The organism is Rathayibacter sp. AY1D5 (assembly GCF_002932515.1).
Lineage (GTDB): Bacteria > Actinomycetota > Actinomycetes > Actinomycetales > Microbacteriaceae > Rathayibacter.
This window is the reverse complement of sequence record NZ_PSVU01000017.1, coordinates 1-21605: the sequence shown is the minus strand read 5'-3', so window position 1 is coordinate 21605 and position 21605 is coordinate 1. Positions and strand designations below refer to the sequence as shown.

The window sequence follows — 21605 nt, the reverse complement described above, 5'->3', positions numbered from 1 at the left end:
GTGTCCCGTCAGCGGGTGACCGTGCCAGGGGGTTACAGGGGGATCCGCGTGCACAGCGGACGCACCGCCTGCCCCGAGGAGGGCTGCCCGTAGAATCACCCGCATGGAGGCCGAGTGAGTCCGATGCATCGGCGCGACCCCTCCCTCCGCTCCCGCCGCTCGCGGGCGGCCCTCCTCCTGCTCCGCTCGGCAGGTGCCGCCGCCCTCGCGCTCGGCCTGACCGGCGTGGCCTCCCCCGCCCTCGCGGCCCCGGTCGCCGCCGCGACGGCGACCTCGACGCCCGCTCCCGGCATCGTCACCACGACCGCGGGGGCCGGCAGCGACGGCGTCCTGCGGCCCGGCCAGGACCTCGAGCTCTCGATCGCCGTGCGCAACGGCACCACCGAGGCGATCGACAGCGCCGACGTGACGGTCGCCCTCTCCTACGCCACCCTCGACACCCGCGCGGAGCTGCACGACTGGCTCGACGCCGAGGCCGACAACGACACCGACCCGGTCCGTGCGACCGCCCAGCTGCGCCTGCTGCCCTCCAGCACCGCCGAGGCCGGCCTCACCGTGCCGGTCGACCAGATCCCCTTCTCCAACGACCGGACCGCGCTCGGCACCCACGCCGTCCTCGTCACGGTCACCGGTCCGGGTGGTGTCGTCTCGACCGCCCGCACGGCCGTCGAGCTGACCGACGACACGGCGGCCCCGGAGCGCGAGACCGGCGTCAGCGTCCTCGTCCCGCTCACCGTCCCGGACACGGCCGACGGCCTGCTCTCGGCCGAGGCCCTCGCCGACTACACCGACGGCACGGGGACCCTCACCCGGCAGCTCGACGCGGTCGCGGGGAAGGGCGTCACGATCGGGGTCGACCCGCGCATCCTCGCCTCGATCCGGATCCTCGGCAGCGCCGCTCCGGAGTCGGCCCTCGACTGGCTCGACCGGCTGCAGTCCGTGCCGAACGAGCGCTTCGCCCTGCCGTACGCCGACGCCGACGTCTCGGCCCAGGCGCAGGCCGGGCTCTCCGCGCTCCTCTCTCCCACCTCCTTCGAGTACGCGATCGACGACACCCGCTTCGCCGCGGTCCCCGGCACCGCCAGCCCGGCGCCCACGGTCGCCGTCGACTCCGACCAGCCGGCCGAGGAGCTGCCGGCGCGTCCGAGCACCGAGTCGCTGCTCGCCTCCGACTGGAGCACCTCCCTCGGCAGCGTCGCGTGGCCCGACGAGGGCACCCTCCGGGGGTCGGACCTCGACGTCTACGCGGCCAGCGGAGTGAACCGCACGGTCGTCCCCTCCTCCGGTCTCCTGCTGCCGGAGGAGGTGACCACGACCTCGCGCGCCACCGTCGGCGACTCGGACCTGGTCGTGGCCGACTCGCGCCTCACCGAGGCGTTCGACGCGGCCGCCACCGCCACCGACGACACCGAGTGGCGCGCCCGCATGTCCGAGATCGCCACCGATCTCGCCGAGGTGCAGGAGGAGGGGACCGCGCCGGACGTCGTGCTCACCCTCGGCCGCGGCTCGGCGATCGGCGCCGCGCGCCTCTCCGAGACCCTCGACGCGATCGAGTCGCTGCCCTGGGCCCGCGGAGTCGCCCTCTCCACCGCCCTCGCCGTCCCCGCGACCGAGGGCGCGAGCGTCGTCGACTCGCCGGAGTCGGAGTCGCGGCTCGACCGGGTGCGCGACCTGCTCGACGCCGGCTCCGAGGTCGAGGCGTTCTCCTCCGTGCTGCAGGAGCCGGAGCTGCTGTCGGGCAAGAGCCGCAACGACGTGCTGGCGCTGCTCTCGGTGACCTGGCGCGGAGACGGCAGCGGCTGGGGCGACGCCGTCGGCGCGGCCATGACCGAGGCCGACCGGACGCTCTCGCTGGTGTCGATCGACGCGACCGGCAGCATCCTGCAGGTCTCCCGCGACTCGAGCATCCCCGTGTACGTCCGCAACGAGCTCCCCTGGCCGATCGCCGTCCGCATCCAGGCCTCGACCTCGAACGCCGTCCTCGACATCGACGAGGAGGCGATCGAGACCACCGAGATCGACGCCCGCTCGCAGGGCCGCGTCCTCATCCCCGTGAAGGCCCGGGTCGGCAACGGCGAGACGAGCCTCGGCCTGCAGCTGACCTCGGCGCAGGGCGTCCCCATCGGCACCCCCACGGGCATGACGACCAGCGTCCGCGCCGACTGGGAGACCGTCGGCACCCTGGTCATCGGGATCGCGCTCGTCGTCGTCTTCGGAGCCGGCATCCTCCGCAACATCCGCCGTCGCCGTCGAGGCGACACCCCTGAGGACGAGGAGGACCCGAACGCCGTGCTCGAGGTCCAGCCCGATCTCGACGACCAGCGATCGGACCCGCGTGGCTAGCTTCTCCCTCGGACGCGCGAGCGCCGTCCTCGCCTCCGGCACGATGGTCTCGCGGATCCTCGGCTTCATCATGTCGATCGTCATGGCGAACACGATCGGAGCCGCGGTCGCGCCGGGCGCGGACGCCTTCACGACGGCGAACCTGCTCCCCAACACGATCTACTCGATCATCGCGGGCGGCGCTCTGAACGCCGTCCTCGTCCCGCAGATCGTGCGGGCGGGCCTCGACGCCGACGGCGGCCGCGGCTACATCAACCGCCTGCTGACCCTGGCGCTCGGCCTGCTCCTGGTGACCACGATCGCCGCCACGGTCCTCGCTCCCCTGCTCGTGCGCCTCTACGCGCCCGGCTACGGACCGGAGCAGTACCAGCTGGCCGTCGCCTTCGCGTTCTGGTGCCTGCCGCAGGTCTTCTTCTACGGCCTGTTCACGATCCTCGGCGAGGTGCTCAACGCCCGCGGCTCGTTCGGCCCCTTCACCTGGGCGCCCGTGCTGAACAACGTCGTGGTGATCGCCGGGCTCGTCGCCTTCATGGTGCTGTTCGGCGCCGATCCGGAGGGGAACCGTCCGGTCGACTCGTGGTCCCCGGCGATGGTCACCCTCCTCGGCGGGAGCGCGACGCTGGGCATCGTCGTCCAGTCGCTGTTCCTGATGCTCTTCTGGCGGAGGGTCGGCCTCAGCTACCGCCCCGACTTCCGCTTCCGGGGCGTCGGTCTCGGCACGGCCGGGCGGATGTCGCTGTGGTCGTTCGCCACGGTGCTGCTGACCATCGTCGCCGGCATCGTCGAGAGCCAGGTCTCCTCCACCGCGTCCGGCGAGGGGCCCTCGGCCGCGGCGCTGCAGAAGGCGTGGCTGATCTTCATGCTGCCCCACTCGGTCATCGCGATCTCGATCGCCATGGCGTACTTCACCAAGATGAGCGGCCACACCGCGCGGGGGGAGATGAAGGAGTTCCGCTCGGACGTCTCCACCTCGCTCCGCCTGGTGCTGATGATGCTCGTCTTCGCTGCCGCCGCGATCGTCGTGGTCGCGGTGCCGTTCGGCTCCGTCTTCACCGACTCGTTCGCGGACGCGCAGGCGATCGGAGCGATCGCCATGGCCTACGTGATCGCCCTGCCGCTGTTCTCCTCGATCGCCATCATGCAGCGCGCGTTCTACGCCCTGAGCGACGGAGCGCGGCCGTTCCTGTTCACCCTGGTGCAGGTCGTCGTGGCGGTCGCCGGGTACCTGATCGTGCTCCGGCTCCCCGCCGACCGCACCGCTGTCGGCATCGCCGCTGCGACCTCGCTCGGCATCTGCGTGCAGGCCCTCGTGGCGGCCCTCCTCCTGCGCCGCCGGCTCGGCGGCCGCGGAGGCAGGCGGATCCTCGTCAGGCTCGCGCAGTTCGTCCTCGCCGCGCTGCCCTCCGCCGCCGCCGGCTACGGCGTCCTGGTCGCCCTCGGCGGCACGCGCGCGGGCGGTTTCGCCGTCTCGAACTACGTGGAGCCGCTGCTCTCGATGGCCGCGATCGGCACCGTGATGGCGCTCGTCTACTTCGCGGTCCTCTGGTTCCTCCGGGTGCCGGAGCTGCGCGCCGTCCTCGCTCCGGTGCTCCGCCGACTGGGCCGCTGATGCTGCTCCGGTAAAAGCCCGGTCAGAGGCCCTTTCCGGTTCTGCTGAGTCGGCCGGACCGTAGCGCTGCCCACGCTCCCGGGCCCGCGGAATAGTGCCCGCCTAGGATGTGTTGTAGCCCACGGAGCCGCGGAACGATTCGAGCGACCGGCTCCGGGTGCTCGGCTCCCGCCCCACCCGTCACCGCTCGTACAGACCCCGAGGAGTTGCCGTGCGCGACATCGTCATCATCGGATCCGGCCCCGCCGGCTGGACCGCCGCCATCTACGCGGCGCGCGCCGAGCTGCACCCGGTGGTCGTGGCCTCGTCGGTCGAGATCGGCGGCGACCTGATGAACACGACCGACGTCGAGAACTTTCCCGGCTTCCCCGACGGCGTCCTCGGCCCCGAGCTGATGACCTCGATGCAGGCGCAGGCCGAGAAGTTCGGCGCCGAGACCTTCTACGACGACGTCACCTCCCTCGACCTCGAGGGCGAGGTCAAGACCGTCCACCTCGGCTCCGGCGAGAGCATCGAGGCGAAGACCGTCGTCGTCGCGACCGGATCCGCCTACCGCAAGCTGGGCCTCCACGACGAGGACCGCCTGTCGGGACACGGTGTCTCGTGGTGCGCCACCTGCGACGGCTTCTTCTTCAAGGGGAAGACCATCGCCGTCGTCGGCGGGGGCGACTCCGCCATGGAGGAGGCGACCTTCCTCACCAAGCACGCCGCGAAGGTCTATGTGATCCACCGCAAGGACTCGCTCCGCGCCTCGAAGGTCATGCAGAAGCGCGCCTTCGACAACGAGAGGATCGAGTTCATCTGGAACGCCGAGGTCACCGGCATCACCGGTGAGAACCACGTCGACGGCGTGAAGCTGCGCGACACGGTCGACGGCACCGAGTCCCACCTCGACCTCGACGGCCTGTTCATCGCGATCGGCAACGACCCGCGCACGCACGTCGTGCACGGCAAGCTCGACCTCACCACCGAGGGCACCATCTCGGTGGTCGGCCGCTCCTCCCAGACCTCCGTTCCCGGCGTCTTCGCCGCGGGCGACGTGATCGACCCGACCTACCGTCAGGCCGTCACCGCCGCGGCATCCGGAACGGTCGCCGCCCTCGACGCGGAGCACTACCTCGCTTCGCTCGCCGATGGCACCGCCCACACCGAAGGCTCACCCCGGGCCGAGCTCATCACCCGCTGACCGTCCGGTCATCGCACATCGGAGCCGGCAGCCCGCCGACTCGTGAAGGAGAGAACACCATGTCCACCGCGAAGAGCGTCACCGACGCATCGTTCCAGTCCGACGTCCTCGACTCCGAGAAGACCGTCCTGGTCGACTTCTGGGCCGAGTGGTGCGGCCCCTGCCGCATGGTCGCGCCGATCCTCGACCAGATCTCGGCCGAGCACGGCGACAAGATCGAGATCGTCAAGCTGAACGTCGACGAGAACCCGCAGACCGCTGCGAAGTACCAGATCACGTCGATCCCGGCGATGAAGGTCTACCAGAAGGGCGAGGTCGTGAAGACCGTCATCGGCGCCAAGCCGAAGCCGGCCCTCGAGGCCGACCTGGCCGCGTTCCTCTGAGTTCGCACCCCTGACCGCCCTCTGCGATCTCCGAGAGCCCCTGTCACGTCGTGACGGGGGCTCTCCTCGTTCCCGGGGCTGTTTCACGTGAAACAGCCCTGCCGGGGCGCAGGCCACGCTCCCTGCGGTGGCGCCCGACCGCCCCGCCGCAGCACAGGACCGGCCGGTACTGTGGATCCACCCGGCTCCGGCCGGAGAGACACTGTCCACCGAGCGAAGCGGAACCATCGTGACCAACCGCGGCACCAACCTCGACCCCTGGTACAACTCCTATGCGGAGCGCACGGCCGGTCTGGCCGCCAGCGAGGTCCGAGCCCTGTTCGCCGTCGCGTCACGCCCCGAAGTGGTCTCGCTCGCCGGCGGCATGCCGTTCGTGTCCGCGCTCCCCCAGGACCTGGTGACCGGCGCCATCGAGACGGTGATGCGGGAGCAGTGGCCCGTCGCGCTGCAGTACGGGTCGGGCCAGGGCGTCCCCGTCCTGCGCGAGCAGATCCTCGACGTCATGGCCCTCGAGGGCATCTCTGCCAGCGCGGACGACATCGTGGTCACCACGGGCTCTCAGCACGCGCTGGAGCTCGTCTCCAAGCTCTTCCTGGACCCGGGGGACGTCGTCCTCTCCGAGGGCCCCAGCTACGTCACGGCGATGGTCATCTTCCGGTCGTACCAGGCCGACGTCGAGCACGTCCCGATGGACGAGCACGGGCTCATCCCCGCCGCCCTCCGCGAGCACATCGCCCGCGTCCGCGCCGCCGGCAAGACGATCAAGTTCCTGTACACGATCCCCACCTTCCACAACCCCGCGGGCGTGACCCTCAGCTGGGAGCGCCGCGTCGAGATCCTCGAGATCTGCAAGTCCGAGGGAATCCTCGTGCTCGAGGACAACCCGTACGGCCTCCTCTACTTCGAGGACGTCCCGCCGAAGGCGATGCGCTCCCTGGAGGAGGACGGGGTGATCTACCTCGGCACGTTCTCGAAGACGCTCGCTCCCGGCTTCCGGGTGGGCTGGGCTCTCGCTCCGCACGCGATCCGCGAGCGGCTGATCCTCGCCAACGAGGCGGCCGTCCTCAGCCCGTCGTCCTTCAGCCAGCTGGTCATCTCGAAGTACCTCGAGACGGCCGACTGGCGCGGACAGATCGACACCTTCCGGGGCGTCTACCGCGAACGGAAGGAGGCGATGCTGAAGGGCCTGCAGACCCATCTGCCCGGCCTCAGCTGGACGAACCCGAACGGCGGCTTCTACGTCTGGGTCACGCTGCCCGAGGAGCTCGACTCCAAGGCGATGCTGCCGCGCGCGGTGAAGGAGCTCGTCGCCTACACGCCGGGCACCGCGTTCTACGGCAACGGGGACGGACGTCAGAATATCCGCCTCTCGTTCTGCTACCCGACGCCGGAGCGCATCGGAGACGGCATCCGCCGCCTCGCCACGGTCATCAACGGGGAGCTCGACCTGCTGTCGACCTTCGCGGGTACGGGCCGGCTGAGCAGCGCCGACGCGAGCAAGCGCGACGCCGTCCTGCCGCCGAATGTCTCCTGACACCGCTCCTTCGATAAGAAAGCCCTGGTCATGACTGATTTCTCTGTACTCGACCGTACTCTCGACATCGTCGTCATCAGCGGTGGCATCAGCCACGAGCGCGACGTCTCCCTGCGGTCGGGTCGTCGCGTGGCGGACCGTTTGTCCGCCATGGGCCACCGCGTCTCCCTGCACGAACCGGACGCCGGCCTCCTCTCGACGCTGCTGCAGAAGCGTCCCGACGTCGTCTGGCCCGCGGTGCACGGAGCGAGCGGCGAGGACGGTGCACTCCTCGGGCTCCTCGAGGCCGCGGGCTTCGCCTACGTCGGCTCGCAGACGGACGCGGCGCGCCTGGCCTGGTTCAAGCCGACCGCGAAGACGCTCGTCGCTCGCGCCGGCTTCTCGACCCCGCGCTCCGTCACCCTCCCCCGCGAGACCTTCCGCGAGCTCGGAGCCGCCGGAATCCTGGAGCAGGTCGAAGCGCACCTGCCCGGCTCCCTCGTGGTGAAGCCCGCTCAGGGCGGTTCGGCCCAGGGCGTCAGCATCGTGACGGACTCGGCGCAGCTCCCGCGAGCGATGGTGGAGGCGTACACCTACGGCGACGTCGTGCTCATCGAACAGCAGATCCATGGGATCGAGGTCTCCGTCGGTGTTCTCGACCTCGGTGACGGTCCTTTCGCCCTGCCGCCTGTCGAGATCGCACCCGTCGCGGGCCAGTACACCTTCGAGGCGCGCTACAACGCGGGGGAGACGCACTTCTACACGCCGGCACGGATCTCGCCGGAGATCACGGAGGAGGTGTCCCGCGTGGCCGTTGCGATCCACGAACTGCTGGGACTCCGCCACCTGTCGCGGCTCGACTTCATCATCGACGACGCCGGACTCCCCTGGTTCTTCGACGCGAACGTCCTTCCTGGAATGACCGAGACCTCACTCGTTCCCCAGGCCATTGAGGCATCCGGCCGCTACCTCGGCGACGTCTACTCCACCCTCGCGAAGCTCGCAGCCTCCTGACCTCCACCGTTTCACGTGAAACGGTCCGCTGCGCGTACGCTCCTGATCATGTGGCTGCTGATGTCTGAACACTGCTCGAATCCATGCCAGACGAGTAATTGCGTCGCGGCCGATCAGGACCCTCTATCGCCGCCTTCTCCCTACAATGCGGGTCGAGTAGCCGCTCAATAACGGGTCCACGTCTCATCAGCAGACCAGTAGTGCCAACCCGGGGAAGAACCCGAGGCCGCGTATCGACTCCCACCAACATTAGACTTCTGTCGCCGCGCCGGTCGATTATCCGCAGATCAGCGTGATACATCCCGCCCCCGCCGCCACCTTTTCACCAGGCCCACGGGCAACCATCGCCACCTGGTCCTCGTCGTCATGCTGGTCGAGTAGACGCATTGCCGCGTATCGAGGCCTGGCCACCCCCAGTGGGTCCCTGGTTAGCGTTGCCTGGAGCGGTGTATCCACGCCAACTGTCTAGCCATATCCGCAGACTTACCGGTGAAGAGCAGTAGTGCGTCGAATCGAGGCTCACCACGATCGCCTTCCGCGCCATATCTGGGGAGAAGCAACATGTTCGATCGACGCTGATCGACACCAGGCACCCGTCGCCATGCTGGTCGAGTAGCCACAACGCGAGGTATCGAGACCCACGGCCCGAAGGGACCCTTTTCGCTTGGTTCTCCGACCTCAACTCCGCCTCGGGGGGGGGCGTGGTGTCTCTATTCCGCTGGTCAGGCGAGCAATCTCTTTCGAGCATTGCGGTCGAAGTCGGTCCCACGATGATCCGCATGGGCGTCCAATGTTTTCGGCAGGGGCGTTTCACGTGAAACGCTTCCGCAGCCGTTGAGGAACTTCAATCCGAAATGTTGCGTCCGTTGGAGCGAGTCGAGCCGATGAGGGCCTCACCTCCTACATGACAAGCTCGTAGCTCTTCAATGGCTAGGCCGCCCTAGAGCGCACCGTTCCACGTGAAACGGCCCTTCCATCGTCTCTTTCAGTGCTCTCCGGGGGCGACCGCCGACTGGGTCCTCCGTCAAACCTCGGCGAACCCACTCATCACATCCGCGTCGATCCGCGAGAACGAAGCGATACTGCATTCCGTCTTAACTTGCCCCCCCCCGCCGGCCAATTTATGGAGGCTCAGGAAGCACTCCTCACCGGCGACTTGGGATGCACGGAGAGCCGAGGGGGTCCTCATCTCAGCGGCCAACGTAGGAATGTTTCACGTGAAACACTCCGCACGGGAATATCGGCGACCATGACGTCGCCCTGGGCAGCGGAGAGCGCCACCGAGTACGACCCGCCCAGGCACCCGTCCTGCGCCCGCCAGCGAGTCACCGAAAGCGACATGAACTCCGGAGGTCAACGAGGTCTGAACTCAGCCAACCCTAGATCCGGCGCTCCACGACTACTCAACCGCCATATAGGCGCATCGTAAGCTGCTTTATCCAGAGATCGATGCCCCAGATACCCGGCGATCGTCGCCGTTCGGCTATACCAGCCGTATTCGCGACCAGGCCCGGAGTCAGCAGGGCCTCGCAGATCCTGGGGCCACCTCATCAGGCTGTACCGGTCATAAGGGCTTATCAATCAGAGAAATGGTGACGACCGAGAGTGCCGAGCTCACACGGCAGCTCGTAGGTCACCTCAAGCGTGCTGATCTCTGTGATCGTGATGCTGACGAGGGGAGCAGATACCGCCTCATCGGCGATTACTGCCAACACCACAGCGAGAGTGCGCCCTCGCCACCCCACGGTTGATCAGTAGCGGCCGCTAGGCCGACCCTCTACGGAGCGAGTGACACCTCGGTCGGCTCCCCGATCTCGGCGAGGATGCGGTTCAAGTCCTGGATGGTGGCGAAGTCGATGACCATCTGGCCCTTACGTGCGCCCAGGGTGACCTTGACGCGCGTGTTCAACCGGTCGCCGAGGTGATCCGCGATCGACGAGAGGTGTCCGGAGTGCCCGCCCTGCTCCTCCACCACGGGACGCACGGTCGTCCGCGGCGCCTTCATCTGCGCGGCGGCAGCCTCGGCGGCACGGACGGACAGGTCCTCGTTGACGATCTTGTCGGCCAGGCGGCGCATCATCTCGACGTCGTCGAGGGACAGAACCGCACGCGCGTGTCCTGCGGTCAGGACGCCGGCAGCGACGCGGGCCTGCACATCGGCCGGGAGCCGCAGGAGACGGAGCGTGTTCGAGATCTGCGGCCGCGAACGTCCGAGCCGCGTCGCCAGGGCCTCCTGGGTGATCCCGAAGTCGCTGAGGAGCTGCTGGTAGGCGGACGCCTCCTCGAGCGGGTTGAGGTCGGCGCGGTGCAGGTTCTCCAGCAGCGCGTCGCGGAGCATGTTCTCGTCGGCCGTATCCTTGACGACCGCGGGGATGGTGGTCAGTCCCGCGGCCTTCGAGGCGCGGAACCGGCGCTCACCCATGACGAGCTCGTACTTCGCTCCGCCGCGAGCCGTCACGGGCCGGACGACGATCGGCTGCAGCACTCCGAACTCGCGGATGCTGTGGACGAGTTCCGCGAGGTCGTCCTCGTCGAACACCGACCGCGGCTGCGCCGTGTTGGGGGTGATGTCGGCGAGGGGGAGTCGCGCCAAGCGCGCTCCGGGGACCTCGAGGAGCTCCTCGGCGCGGGCCGAATCGCCGACCTGATCAGGGAAGAAGACGTCGACGGGCCGGGAGCGCGACTCGTCGCTGGTCGGGATGAGCGAGCCGATCCCCCGGCCGAGTCCCGTGCGCTTGGTCGCCATCAGCGTGCCTCTCCTTCGTGTGCCGTCTCGGGTGTCTTCCGGGCTCCGCGTCGTGCGATCTCCGCGGCCGCCTCCAGATACGCCAGCGAACCGGACGACTGCGGGTCGTAGCTGATCACGCTCTGTCCGTAGCTCGGCGCCTCCGAGATCCTCACGTTGCGCGGGATCACCGCGCGCAGCACCTCCTTCGGGAAGTGCTCTCGGACATCCGCTGCCACCTGCTGGGAGAGGTTCGTGCGGCCGTCGTACATCGTCAGGAGGATCGTCGAGACACCGAGGTTCGGATTGAGGTGCCGCTCGATCAAGTCGATGTTCTTGAGCAGCTGGCTGAGCCCCTCGAGCGCGTAGTACTCGCACTGGATCGGGATGAGCACCTCGCGAGCGGCGACGAACGCGTTGATGGTCAGCAGACCGAGCGACGGCGGGCAGTCGATGAAGACGTAGTCGAACGGCTCGTCCATGGTGTCGAGCATGCGGTCGAGCGCACGGCGGAGACGCTGCTCGCGTGCGACGAGCGAGACCAGCTCGATCTCGGCGCCGGCCAGGTGGATGGTCGCCGGCACACCGTAGAGCGAGGCGAACTCCGGGCTCTTCTGCACGACGTCCGCGAGGGGAGTGTCGTTGACGATCACGTCGTACACGCTGGCCGTCTCGGCGCGGTGCTCGATGCCCAGGGCCGTCGACGCGTTGCCCTGCGGATCGAGGTCGATGACGAGCACCTTCGCCTCACCGCGGGCGAGCCCGGCGGCGAGGTTGACGGTCGTCGTCGTCTTGCCGACGCCGCCCTTCTGGTTCGAGATCGTGATGACGCGCGTCGACTCGGGCTTGGGCAGCGGCTGGGCGTTCAGCAGTGCGCGCCGACGGGTCATGTCCGCGATCTCCCGGGCCAGGGGAGTCGAGGAATCGAAGCCTCCGGTCAGACCGGCGGAATCGGTTTGTTTCACGTGAAACCTTCGCTCAGCGAGTGGGACGGACATCAGCACCGAGGAGTCGACGGACGAGGAGTCGGGGGCTCACTGCGGCGTCGTGGCGATCAACCCACTGTAGCCCGGACGACCCTCGTCACCTCGGAGAGCACGCCGTCGCCGAGCACGACGACCTCGGGCGGGGAGAGCCGGAAACGACGGATCTGCTTGGCCGCCGCCTCGATCTCCTTCTCGGCGTTGATGCCCTTCAGCAGGACCAGCTCGCCTCCGGGCCGCAGCAGCGGCGCGGTCAGCGGGATCAGCTTCGAGAGGGCGCTGACCGCCCGAGCGGTCACCTGGTCGAGAGGCTCCGCGAGCTCCGCCTCTTCAGCACGGGCTCGAAGAACTGAGACATTCTCGATTCCGAGTCCGTCGACCTGCTCTTGAAGCCAGACGACGCGACGCTCCATCGGCTCGATGAGCACGAAGCGGACGTCCGGCCGCACGATGGCCAGGACGAGCCCGGGAAGGCCCGCGCCACTGCCGACATCACCGACCAGTCCCGGACGCAGGAGAGGGGCCACCAGGGCGCTGTTGAGCACGTGCCGCGTCCAGAGCCGGGGGAGCTCCAACGGCCCGATCAGGCCGCGCTCCTCGCCCTGGTCGGCGAGAGCCTCCGTGAAGCGCCGCAGAACGGGCAGGCGGTCGCCGGCGATCGCCGCAGCGGCTGCAGGCTCGGCCTCGAGGGTCGACTCCACGCCGCTCAGCCGCGGGTGATGACGGTGTGGCGCTCGCGCGCCTCGCCGCGCGACTCCGACACGAAGCCGCGCTCGCCCACCATGTCGTGGACCAGCTTGCGCTCGTACGACGACATGGGCGGGAGCGAGGCCGACGTGGCGCCGTCCTCGATCCGCTCGATCGCGCGGTCGACCAGCTGGGCCAGCTCCGCCTCGCGGGCGTCGCGGGAGCCGCCGATGTCGAGGATGAGGCGGGAGAACGCGCCGGTCTTCGTCTGGACCGCCAGGCGGGTGAGCTCCTGCAGCGCCTGGACGGCGTCGGGGCGGGAGAGCACCCGGAGGTTCGTGTCGCCGGAGGCGGTGACAGAGAGGTAGGCGCGGCCGTTGCGGACCTCGATGTCGATGTCCCCGTCGAGGTCGCAGATGTCGAGGAACTCCTCGATGTAGTCGGCGGCGACGTCTCCCTCGTCCTCGAGCTGCGAGAGCGTGGACTCGGGCGCCTCGTCGACGGCGGACGCGTCCACGTCCGCGGGTGCGGACGCGTCGTCGGTGATGGTCTGCATCGGATCGGTCATGGCGGCTCTACTTCTTTCCGGCTTGCTTCTTGGAGCGGTTCTTGCTCACGGGCTGCGTGCGCTGCACGGCCTTCTTCTCGACGAGGGTGACGTCGCCGGCGGCCGTGGTCTCCTCGACCAGCTTGCCCTTGCGGCGCAGGCGCTCCTCCCGGGCCTTGGCGGCCTCGCTGCCCGGGGTCGGCATGTTCCGGATGACGATGAACTGCTGGATCATCGTCCAGATGTTCGAGGTCAGCCAGTAGAACATCACGCCGAGGGGGAAGGCGAAGCCCGAGAAGGCGAAGACGAGGGGGAGGATGTAGAGCAGGATCCGCTGCTGCTTGAACGTCGGCGAGGCCTTCGCCTCGGGCGACATGTTCTTCGAGACGATCTGCAGCTGCGTGATGAACTGCGACGCGGTCATCAGGACGACCATGATCACCGCGATGATGATGACCGGCTCCTGGCCGCCCTCGGCGAGTGCGCCCTGGATCGACTGGTGCAGCGGTGCGACGCCGAAGAGGTTCGCCTCGCCGAACTGGCGGGCGAGCGTCTCGTCGAGCGGGCCCACGCCCTTCTGGCTGTGCTGCGCCGCGTTCAGCACCGAGAACAGGCTGAAGAAGATCGGCATCTGGATCAGCAGGGGCAGGCAGGAGGCGAGCGGGTTGGTGCCCGTCTTCTTGTAGAGCTCCATGGTCTCGCGGGACATCGCCTCGCGGGACAGCTGGTCGCGCTTGCCCTTGTACTTGTCCTGGATCTTCTTGAGCTGGGGTGCGACCTCGAGCATCCGGCGCTGGCTCTTGATCTGCTTGACGAAGATCGGGATGAGCGCGGCGCGGATGACGATGACCAGGCCGACGATCGAGAGGACCCAGGTGATTCCCGCGGCCGCCTCCATGCCGGTGAAGGTCAGCAGCTGGTGGAAGGCGACGAGGAGCAGCTCGACCACCCACTTGAGGGGCCAGAGGATCGTGCCGAGGAGGTCCATGGAGTGGGGTCAGTCCTTTCGAGGGCCCACGACGAACCCGGCTCGCGTCACGGCGAAGCGGGTCCGGCCGGAAGCCGGTCGGTGCAGGGGGATCGAGGTCGGGACGTCGTCGATGCCGCCGGCCGCCCACGGGTGGCAGCGGAGCAGACGGCGGGCCGCGAGGACGGAGCCGAGGACGAGCCCGTGGAGCTGGACCGCCTGGAGCGCGTACGCGGAGCACGAGGGGTAGTAACGGCAGACGTCCCCGTAGAGAGGGGACACGACCGCCCGGTAGACGATCAGGAGCAGGACGCCGATGTTCCGCGGCAGCAGGAGGATCGCCCACCCGAGCCGGGCGAGCGGCGCCTCGCGGCGGGGGAGCACGGCGGTCACGAGGACGCCCCGCTCTTCCGCGCGGCTCGCGCCATGGCGGACCACACCTCGGAGCGCAGCTCCGACCAGGGGGCGTCGGCGCTGCCGGGCAGCGCGCGGACGACGACCTGGGTGCCGGGGTCGATCTCGGGGACGAGCTCGAACGCCACGGCCTTGAGCCGGCGGCGGACGGTGTTGCGCGTCACCGCGGTGCCGACCGTCTTGGCGACGATGAACCCGAACCGCGCCGGATCGCCCGCGGAGGACCGGCGGACATACGTGACGGTGTGCGGTCCTGTGGACCGCACACCGCGACGGACGACTGTCCGGTACTCGCCTCCGTGGACGATGCGATTGGCTCTGGCCAGCACCGCTGGTCGGTACCGCTCGCTGCTAGGCGGAGAGCTCGGTGCGCCCCTTGGCGCGGCGCGCGCTGAGGATGCCGCGGCCGGCACGGGTGCGCATGCGCAGACGGAAGCCGTGCACCTTGGCGCGACGACGGTTGTTCGGCTGGAAGGTTCGCTTGCTCATAATCAGATCTCCACGTACGTGTTCCGCGGCGCGAACCGGCACCACCCGCTCGGGCGGAGACTCGGATCCTCCGGGAAGAAGGGGTGCCCGGCTGCGGAATCCGCTCGGCCTGCGAGGGCCGCACGGACGACACCGGGCAGGCGTCAACTGATTTAAACTACGGCCTGTTCCGCCACCGGTCAAATGTGGACGGCGCGAAACCTCGATCATGCACACGCGACACGGGGTTCCGCGCATTGACACGCGGGTGTCGCTGTGGTGGATTTGTCTCCCGTCGGCTCCGTTCGTTACGGTGTTGAGCCGCAGTTATCCACAGGTGGGATCCGCGTCCTCCCGCGCCCGCACAGGCATCGCTCGAGGCCGGTGGACAACCCTGTGGAGAGAGCGGCACTCGAGACCCGGCTCCGCGCCCGGACCGCGACGCCCCTGCAGCGGGCGGTGACGGGTCCGGCGGAGACGGCGATCCCGCAGCGACTTCACAGCGACAGCACCCAGGACCGGAGACAGATGGCAGACGACACGTCGATGGTCGACGCGTGGAACGTGATCCTCGGCGCACTGTCCCAGGACGAGCGGATCACCGCTCCCCTCTACGGGTTCGTCTCGCTCGTGGAGCCCAAGGGCATCATGGCGGGCACCTTCTACCTGGAGGTCCCGAACGAGTTCACCCGCGGGATGCTCGAGCAGCGCGTGCGCGTGCCCCTGCTCAGCGCGATCGGGACGCTCGACGACTCCTTCGGCGTCACGACGTTCGCCTTCGTGGTGAACCCCGACATCGAGCACGAGCCCCTCAGCTCCCCGTCGTCGCAGGAGTCGATGAACCCGTTCGAGCCGATCACCGCCTCCTCGGCGACGGTCGCGCCGACCCGCGGGGTCGAGGAGCTGCGGACCGTGCCGGCGACCGACACCCGGCTGAACCCGAAGTACAGCTTCGACAACTTCGTCATCGGAGGCTCCAACCGGTTCGCGCACGCCGCGGCCGTCGCGGTCGCCGAGGCTCCCGCCAAGGCCTACAACCCGCTCTTCGTCTACGGCGACTCCGGGCTCGGCAAGACGCACCTCCTCCACGCCATCGGCCACTACGCGATGAGCCTCTACCCGGGGATCCGCGTGCGGTACGTCTCGAGCGAGGAGTTCACGAACGACTTCATCAACTCGATCGCGAACAACCGGGGCAACGCCTTCCACGGCCGCTACCGCAACGTCGACATCCTCCTGATCGACGACATCCAGTTCCTGCAGGGGAAGGCGGAGACGCAGGAGGCGTTCTTCCACACCTTCAACCAGCTGCACGACCACAACAAGCAGGTCGTGATCACGTCCGATCTGCCGCCGAAGGCACTGACGGGCTTCGAGGACCGGATGCGCTCGCGCTTCGAGTGGGGCCTCATCACCGATGTGCAGGCTCCCGACCTCGAGACCCGCATCGCGATCCTCCGCAAGAAGGCGGTCAGCGAGAAGCTGCTCGTGCCCGACGACATCCTCGAGTTCATGGCGTCGAAGGTGTCGAGCAACATCCGCGAGCTCGAGGGGACGCTCATCCGCGTCACCGCGTTCGCGAGCCTGAACCGGACGCCGGTCGACATGTCGCTCGTGCAGACCGTGCTGAAGGACCTGATCACGCTCGACGAGGACAACGTCATCTCGCCGGTCGACATCATCAACCACACCGCGGACTACTTCAAGCTCACGGTCGACGACCTCTACGGCTCGTCGCGCTCGCAGGCCGTCGCCACCGCGCGCCAGATCGCCATGTACCTGTGCCGCGAGCTGACGAACCTCTCGCTGCCCAAGATCGGCCAGCTGTTCGGCAACCGCGACCACACCACGGTCATGTACGCGAACAAGAAGATCTCGGAGCTCATGAAGGAGCGCCGCAGCATCTACAACCAGGTCACCGAGCTGACCACCCGCATCAAGACGAACCGCTAGCCGGCAGTCGTACGGTCCCCGGGACCGCCTGTCGCGGGTGGCGCGCCTGGGGGTCCATCGGCGTACGAGCCCGGTGGTCGGGTGGTCGCTCTCCTTCCTCGCGTGAGGGGAGGCGGAGGCGACGGGGGTCGCGGCGCGAGCAGCAGGACGTCGGTGTCGGCGCGCGTCGAGATCGGGCGAAGGAGCCGGCGGGGGTCTCGATACGCCGCACTGCGGCTACTCGACCAGCATGAACCGCACGTGCTCAAGGGGTCCGGGTGAGCGGCTGAGCGGCCGGCGTGCGATCGGACGGTGTCGATCCGCCGTGCGTTGGCCCGGAGGGCAACGCGGGGGAGAGGGAGCGCGCACTGTCTTCCGGGCCGCTCGGACGGCGGCAGCTGCCCTCGACGGTCTCCGTCGTGACCGGAGAAGTCGTCGACGGACTCCTCGGACCTGCCTCGCGCGCCCCGGACACGCCGCCTCGCGCCCCCCCGGAGGGCCGATTTCCACAGTGTGAGGAACCTGTGGATAACTGTGGACAACCGCCTCGGGACTGTGCGCCGGGAGAGCCCGCCTGTGGAGGGCGACCGGTCGGCCCGGATCGCTCCACAGGGCGTCCACGGGCCCGCTCACACTCCCTCCACAGGGGCAGGTCCCTCCGATCCCACCCAGGAGTAGGGGTCCGAAGCGTTTTCCACAGTTTCCACACGTGTTAACACTGTTAACGCAGTTCTCTCTTTAATGAAGCCTCGACCGGCAACCTCTCCACAGCGGCTCGGGAGTGCTCGGCGGTCCACCCCCTTCCGAGCTCGTCGAGCCCGGCGGGTACGATGGGCGACGGTCTTCGTCCGCGACTCGTCAGGGGTGTACTCGTGAGGTTCCAAGCCAACCGCGATGTCTTCAGCGAGGCGGTGTCCTTCGCGGTCAAGCTGCTTCCGCAGCGCACGACCCTGCCGATCCTCTCCGGAGTCCTCATCGAGGCGACCGCCGAGGGTCTGACGCTGTCCTCCTTCGACTACGAGGTGTCCGCGCAGACGCAGATCGCCGCCGATGTGGAGGAGACGGGGACCGTGCTCGTCTCGGGCCGTCTGCTCGCCGACATCGCAAACCGCCTCCCCAACGCTCCCGTGCGCATCGCCACGGAGGAGTCGCGCGTCTCGGTCTCGGCCGGCTCGGCGCACTTCACGCTCCTGCAGATGCCCGTGGAGGAGTACCCGAGCATCCCCGAGATCGACGCCTCCACCGGCCTCGTCCCGGCCGACGCCTTCGCGGCCGCTGTCTCGCAGGTGGCGGTCGCCGCCTCCCGCGACGACGTGACCCCCGTCATCACCGGCGTGCAGCTCGAGATCACCGAGAACACGATCGGCCTCGTCGCGACGGACCGCTACCGCGTGGCCGTCCGCGAGATCGACTGGGACAACGGGGACAACCCCGCGCCCACCCAGCCGCTCACCGCCCTCGTGCCCGCGCGCACGCTGCAGGAGGTCGGCAAGACCTTCGGCCACTCCGGCACCGTCTCCGTCGCGATCACCAACCGTGACGAGCGCGAGCTGATCGCCTTCACCGCGGACCGCAAGACCGTCACCTCGCTGCTGATCAAGGGCAACTTCCCGCCCGTGAAGCGCCTCTTCCCCGCCTCCGTCGAGAACTACGCGGTCATGTCGACCAGCGACCTCATCGAGGCCACCCGCCGCGTCTCGCTCGTGCTCGAGCGCGAGGCGGCCCTCCGCTTCAGCTTCAGCAGCGACGGCCTCACCCTCGAGGCCATCGGCTCGGAGCAGGCGCAGGCGTCCGAGAGCATCGACGCGATCGTGACCGGCGACGACGTGGTCGTCTCGCTCAAGCCGCAGTTCCTGCTCGACGGCCTCGCCGCCGTCCACTCGGAGTTCGTGCGCATCGCGTTCACGAAGACCGAGAACCCCAACAAGCCCGGCCCCGTCCTGATCACCGCGCAGACCTCGCGGGAGCAGCCCGGCAGCGACAGCTACCGCTACCTGCTCCAGCCCAACCTGCTGCTGCGCTGACCACTCCCCGGATCGCAGAGCCGCGACCGCCCCGCTCCCGACGAGCGCCCGCCCGCCGGACAACGAATCCAGGAAGGTTCACCATGCACATCGGACTCGTCGGCCTCGGCAAGATGGGCGACAACATGCGCTCCCGCCTCCGCTCCAAGGGGCTCGAGGTCACCGGCTACGACCGCAATCCCGACGTCTCGGACGCGGCCTCTCTCGACGAGATGATCGCCGCACTCCCCTCGCCCCGCATCGTCTGGGTGATGGTGCCGGCGGGCGAGATCACCGACGCGGTCGTCAAGGACCTGTCGGAGAAGCTCAGCGAGGGCGACCTCGTCATCGACGGCGGCAACTCCCGCTTCACCGAGGACTTCAAGCACGACGCGCTGCTGAAGCCCAAGGGCATCCACTACATCGACGCGGGCGTCTCCGGCGGCGTCTGGGGACTCCAGAACGGCTACGGCCTGATGGTCGGCGGCCCGAAGGAGCTCGTCGAGTACGCCATGCCCGTCTTCGACGCGCTGCGCCCGGAGGGCCCCCGCGAGGAGGGCTTCGTCCACGTCGGCGAGGTCGGCGCCGGCCACTACGCGAAGATGGTCCACAACGGCATCGAGTACGCCCTGATGCAGGCGTTCGCCGAGGGCTACGAGCTGCTCGAGACCCGCAGCGACATCATCAAGGACGTCACCGGCACCTTCAAGGCCTGGCAGCGCGGCACGGTCGTGCGCTCCTGGCTGCTCGAGCTCCTCGTCCGCGCCCTCGAGCAGGACCCGGACTTCAAGAACATCGAGGGCTACGTGCAGGACTCGGGCGAGGGCCGCTGGACCATCGAGGAGGCCATCAACAACGCCGTCCCGGTGCCCACGATCAGCGCCTCGATCTTCGCCCGCTTCGTCTCCCGTCAGGAGGACTCCCCCGCGATGAAGGCCGTCGCAGCGCTCCGCAACCAGTTCGGCGGGCACTCCGTCAAGGCCGTCGACTGAGTGGGCTGGTGAGGACTGCCTCCGGCAGTCCTCACGGCGGTCGGCTTCCCGAGGGGGGCGCGTTCCGTAGAGCCGGTGACGGACGGCGGACGGCGGCCCGCCGCCCCCGTGAGGCAGGGATGCTCTCACGGAGGCGGCGGGCCTCCGGCCGCCTCCACCCTGCTATCGGCGTCGGGCGGCGAGCCTGCGGCCGCCTTCACGGGCGGGGACGGGGCTCCGCCGATCACGCTGGTCGAGTAACGCCGCGACGGCGCATGGAGACCAGCCCGACGGATGGTCTTGCCAGCATGCTGGTCGAGTAGCCCCGCAGGGCGTGTCGAGATCCGGGGACGAAGGCCTGGTCGGCAGTGGGACAGCGGGCCGCAGGCGCCGGAGCGGGTGGATCGGCCGATCGGGACGGGCGAGGACCCGCAGGGGTGCAGGGAAGGCCCGCGACGACGGGTGGAGGAGAGGAGCGCGACGTGCAGGTGACGCAGCTGGCGCTCAGCGACTTCCGGAACTACGAGTCGGTCGATGTCGAGCTCGTGCCCGGACCGAACCTCTTCGTCGGCCGCAACGGCCAGGGCAAGACGAACCTCGTCGAATCTCTCGGCTACCTCTCCACCCTGGGCTCGCACCGCGTGTCGAGCGACCAGGCGCTCATCCGCGCCGGCCGGGACAGCGCCGTGGTGCGCGCCCGCCTCCGCAACGGCGAGCGCGACCTGCTGGCCGAGGTGCAGATCAACCGCTCCTCCCCCAACCGCGCGCAGATCAACCGCGGCGGGATCAAGCCGCGCGAGCTCCCCCGCTTCTTCTCCAGCGTCCTCTTCGCGCCGGAGGACCTCCTCCTCATCCGCGGCGACCCGTCGGCCCGCCGCCGCTTCCTCGACCAGCTGGTGATCCTCCGCTCCCCGCGGATGAGCGCCGTCCAGGCCGACTACGAGCGGGTGCTGCGCCAGCGCAACTCGCTGCTCAAGTCGGCGCGCGCGAGCGGCGTCCGCGACCCGTCGAAGCTCGGCACCCTCGACATCTGGGACGAGCGCCTGATCGCGCTCGGGACCGAGATCATGCAGTCGCGCCTCACCCTGGTGGAGGAGCTGAGCGGACCGGTGCGCGCCGCGTACGAGGCGGTCGCCGGTGCCGACCAGCGTCCGGTGCTCCGCTCCCGCCTGAGCATCGAGGGCGCGGTCGACGACGACGGCGAGCCCGTGGAGCAGCCGGGCGCCGCGTCACCGGCGGCGGGCGAGGGACTGGCGGAGGCGTTCGCGTCCGCGCTGGCCGGGGTGCGACGCCGCGAGCTCGACCGGGGCGTCTCCCTCGTCGGCCCGCACCGCGACGACGTGCAGTTCGAGCTGAACGCGCTGCCGGCCAAGGGCTACGCCAGCCACGGTGAGAGCTGGTCGTTCGCCCTGGCGCTGAAGCTGGGCGCTGCGGAGCTGCTCCGGCGCGACTCCCCCATGGGCGATCCGGTGCTGATGCTCGACGACGTCTTCGCCGAGCTGGACGCGCGCCGGCGCGAGCGCCTCGCCTCGGTGGTCGCCGACTACGAGCAGGTCCTGATCACCGCGGCCGTCTTCGACGACGTCCCGGAGGCGCTGGCCGCGCACACCGTGCGGATCGAGGCCGGCCGGATCGTCGGCACGGGCGCCGCCGGCGCGCCGATCGCCGTGCCGGAGCCGACCGCACCCGACTCCGCCTCGTCCGATCCGGCGTCCTCCGACTCCGCTCCTCCGGGTCCGGTCTCGTCCGACTCCCCTTCTCCTGGTGCGCGCCGTAGTCGCCGGACGACTTGGTCGACATGCTCTCGTGCGGAGCGGAGGGGGCTGCTGAGCCGTTCGCGTCCAGGTCGTTCGCTGCGGG

17 protein-coding genes and 1 pseudogene are annotated in these 21605 nt (G+C 69.2%); 10 read left to right on the top strand and 8 right to left on the bottom strand.

Features of this window, described 5'->3' with window-relative positions; all coding sequences use genetic code 11:
• The first annotated feature begins 123 nt into the window (after positions 1 to 123).
• From C5C82_RS07100 to C5C82_RS07075, 6 genes are all read left to right on the top strand, one after another.
• Positions 124 to 2343, top strand: a complete 2220-nt coding sequence (locus tag C5C82_RS07100; RefSeq protein WP_104354842.1) for a DUF6049 family protein — start codon at positions 124 to 126, stop codon at positions 2341 to 2343.
• Positions 2336 to 3952: a murein biosynthesis integral membrane protein MurJ gene (murJ, locus tag C5C82_RS07095; RefSeq protein WP_244230550.1), complete on the top strand. Its 1617-nt coding sequence runs from the start codon at positions 2336 to 2338 to the stop codon at positions 3950 to 3952. Before C5C82_RS07100 ends, murJ begins: the two co-directional genes overlap by 8 nt.
• A gap of 211 nt (positions 3953 to 4163) precedes the next feature.
• Entirely contained in the window at positions 4164 to 5138 is a 975-nt protein-coding gene (gene trxB, locus C5C82_RS07090) for a thioredoxin-disulfide reductase (protein ID WP_104225794.1), read from the top strand.
• 59 nt (positions 5139 to 5197) lie between these two features.
• Complete coding sequence (gene trxA / locus C5C82_RS07085) at positions 5198 to 5521, top strand: thioredoxin (protein ID WP_104222687.1); 324 nt, start codon at positions 5198 to 5200, stop codon at positions 5519 to 5521.
• A 229-nt stretch (positions 5522 to 5750) separates the two neighbouring features.
• The gene (locus C5C82_RS07080) at positions 5751 to 7055 is read left to right on the top strand and encodes a PLP-dependent aminotransferase family protein (RefSeq protein WP_104354841.1); all 1305 of its coding nucleotides are present in this window, start codon (positions 5751 to 5753) and stop codon (positions 7053 to 7055) included.
• Between the two features lie 30 nt (positions 7056 to 7085).
• A complete protein-coding gene (locus C5C82_RS07075; RefSeq protein WP_104354840.1) occupies positions 7086 to 8048 on the top strand; it encodes an ATP-grasp domain-containing protein in 963 nt (320 codons plus the stop codon).
• Positions 8049 to 9825: 1777 nt separating this feature from the next.
• Here C5C82_RS07075 and C5C82_RS07070 read toward each other — a convergent pair.
• The 8 genes from C5C82_RS07070 to rpmH form a co-directional block, all read right to left on the bottom strand.
• Positions 9826 to 10794 (bottom strand): ParB/RepB/Spo0J family partition protein, encoded by a 969-nt coding sequence (locus C5C82_RS07070; RefSeq protein WP_104247022.1) that lies wholly within the window; start codon positions 10792 to 10794, stop codon positions 9826 to 9828.
• Entirely contained in the window at positions 10794 to 11663 is an 870-nt protein-coding gene (locus tag C5C82_RS07065; RefSeq protein ID WP_104247021.1) for a ParA family protein, read from the bottom strand. The genes C5C82_RS07070 and C5C82_RS07065 overlap by 1 nt, the downstream gene beginning before the upstream one ends.
• A 164-nt stretch (positions 11664 to 11827) precedes the next feature.
• Positions 11828 to 12457 (bottom strand): 16S rRNA (guanine(527)-N(7))-methyltransferase RsmG, encoded by a 630-nt coding sequence (gene rsmG / locus C5C82_RS07060; protein WP_104354839.1) that lies wholly within the window; start codon positions 12455 to 12457, stop codon positions 11828 to 11830.
• Between the two features lie 5 nt (positions 12458 to 12462).
• On the bottom strand, positions 12463 to 13011 hold the full coding sequence (locus C5C82_RS07055; RefSeq protein ID WP_244229531.1) for a R3H domain-containing nucleic acid-binding protein: 549 nt from the start codon (positions 13009 to 13011) through the stop codon (positions 12463 to 12465).
• A gap of 7 nt (positions 13012 to 13018) precedes the next feature.
• Positions 13019 to 13978: a membrane protein insertase YidC gene (gene yidC, locus C5C82_RS07050; RefSeq protein WP_104222681.1), complete on the bottom strand. Its 960-nt coding sequence runs from the start codon at positions 13976 to 13978 to the stop codon at positions 13019 to 13021.
• A gap of 9 nt (positions 13979 to 13987) precedes the next feature.
• Positions 13988 to 14341: a membrane protein insertion efficiency factor YidD gene (gene yidD / locus C5C82_RS07045; protein WP_244229684.1), complete on the bottom strand. Its 354-nt coding sequence runs from the start codon at positions 14339 to 14341 to the stop codon at positions 13988 to 13990.
• Between the two features lie 5 nt (positions 14342 to 14346).
• Positions 14347 to 14700 carry a ribonuclease P protein component gene (gene rnpA / locus C5C82_RS07040; RefSeq protein WP_104222680.1) on the bottom strand — a complete coding sequence of 118 codons (354 nt, stop codon included), beginning with the start codon at positions 14698 to 14700 and terminating at the stop codon, positions 14347 to 14349.
• 22 nt (positions 14701 to 14722) lie between these two features.
• Positions 14723 to 14860, bottom strand: a complete 138-nt coding sequence (rpmH, locus tag C5C82_RS07035) for a 50S ribosomal protein L34 (protein WP_055784512.1) — start codon at positions 14858 to 14860, stop codon at positions 14723 to 14725.
• Positions 14861 to 15367: 507 nt separating this feature from the next.
• Here rpmH and dnaA point away from each other — a divergent pair.
• The 4 genes and pseudogenes from dnaA to recF form a co-directional block, all read left to right on the top strand.
• Positions 15368 to 16792, top strand: coding sequence for a chromosomal replication initiator protein DnaA (gene dnaA / locus C5C82_RS07030; RefSeq protein WP_104225789.1), 1425 nt, complete (start codon positions 15368 to 15370; stop codon positions 16790 to 16792).
• A gap of 851 nt (positions 16793 to 17643) precedes the next feature.
• Complete coding sequence (gene dnaN, locus C5C82_RS07025; protein WP_104232992.1) at positions 17644 to 18795, top strand: DNA polymerase III subunit beta; 1152 nt, start codon at positions 17644 to 17646, stop codon at positions 18793 to 18795.
• 83 nt (positions 18796 to 18878) lie between these two features.
• Positions 18879 to 19766 (top strand): phosphogluconate dehydrogenase (NAD(+)-dependent, decarboxylating), encoded by an 888-nt coding sequence (gene gnd, locus C5C82_RS07020; protein ID WP_104222677.1) that lies wholly within the window; start codon positions 18879 to 18881, stop codon positions 19764 to 19766.
• A gap of 461 nt (positions 19767 to 20227) precedes the next feature.
• Positions 20228 to 21382, top strand: a pseudogene (recF, locus tag C5C82_RS07015) (DNA replication/repair protein RecF); the annotation flags it as partial.
• Positions 21383 to 21605 lie beyond the last annotated feature (223 nt).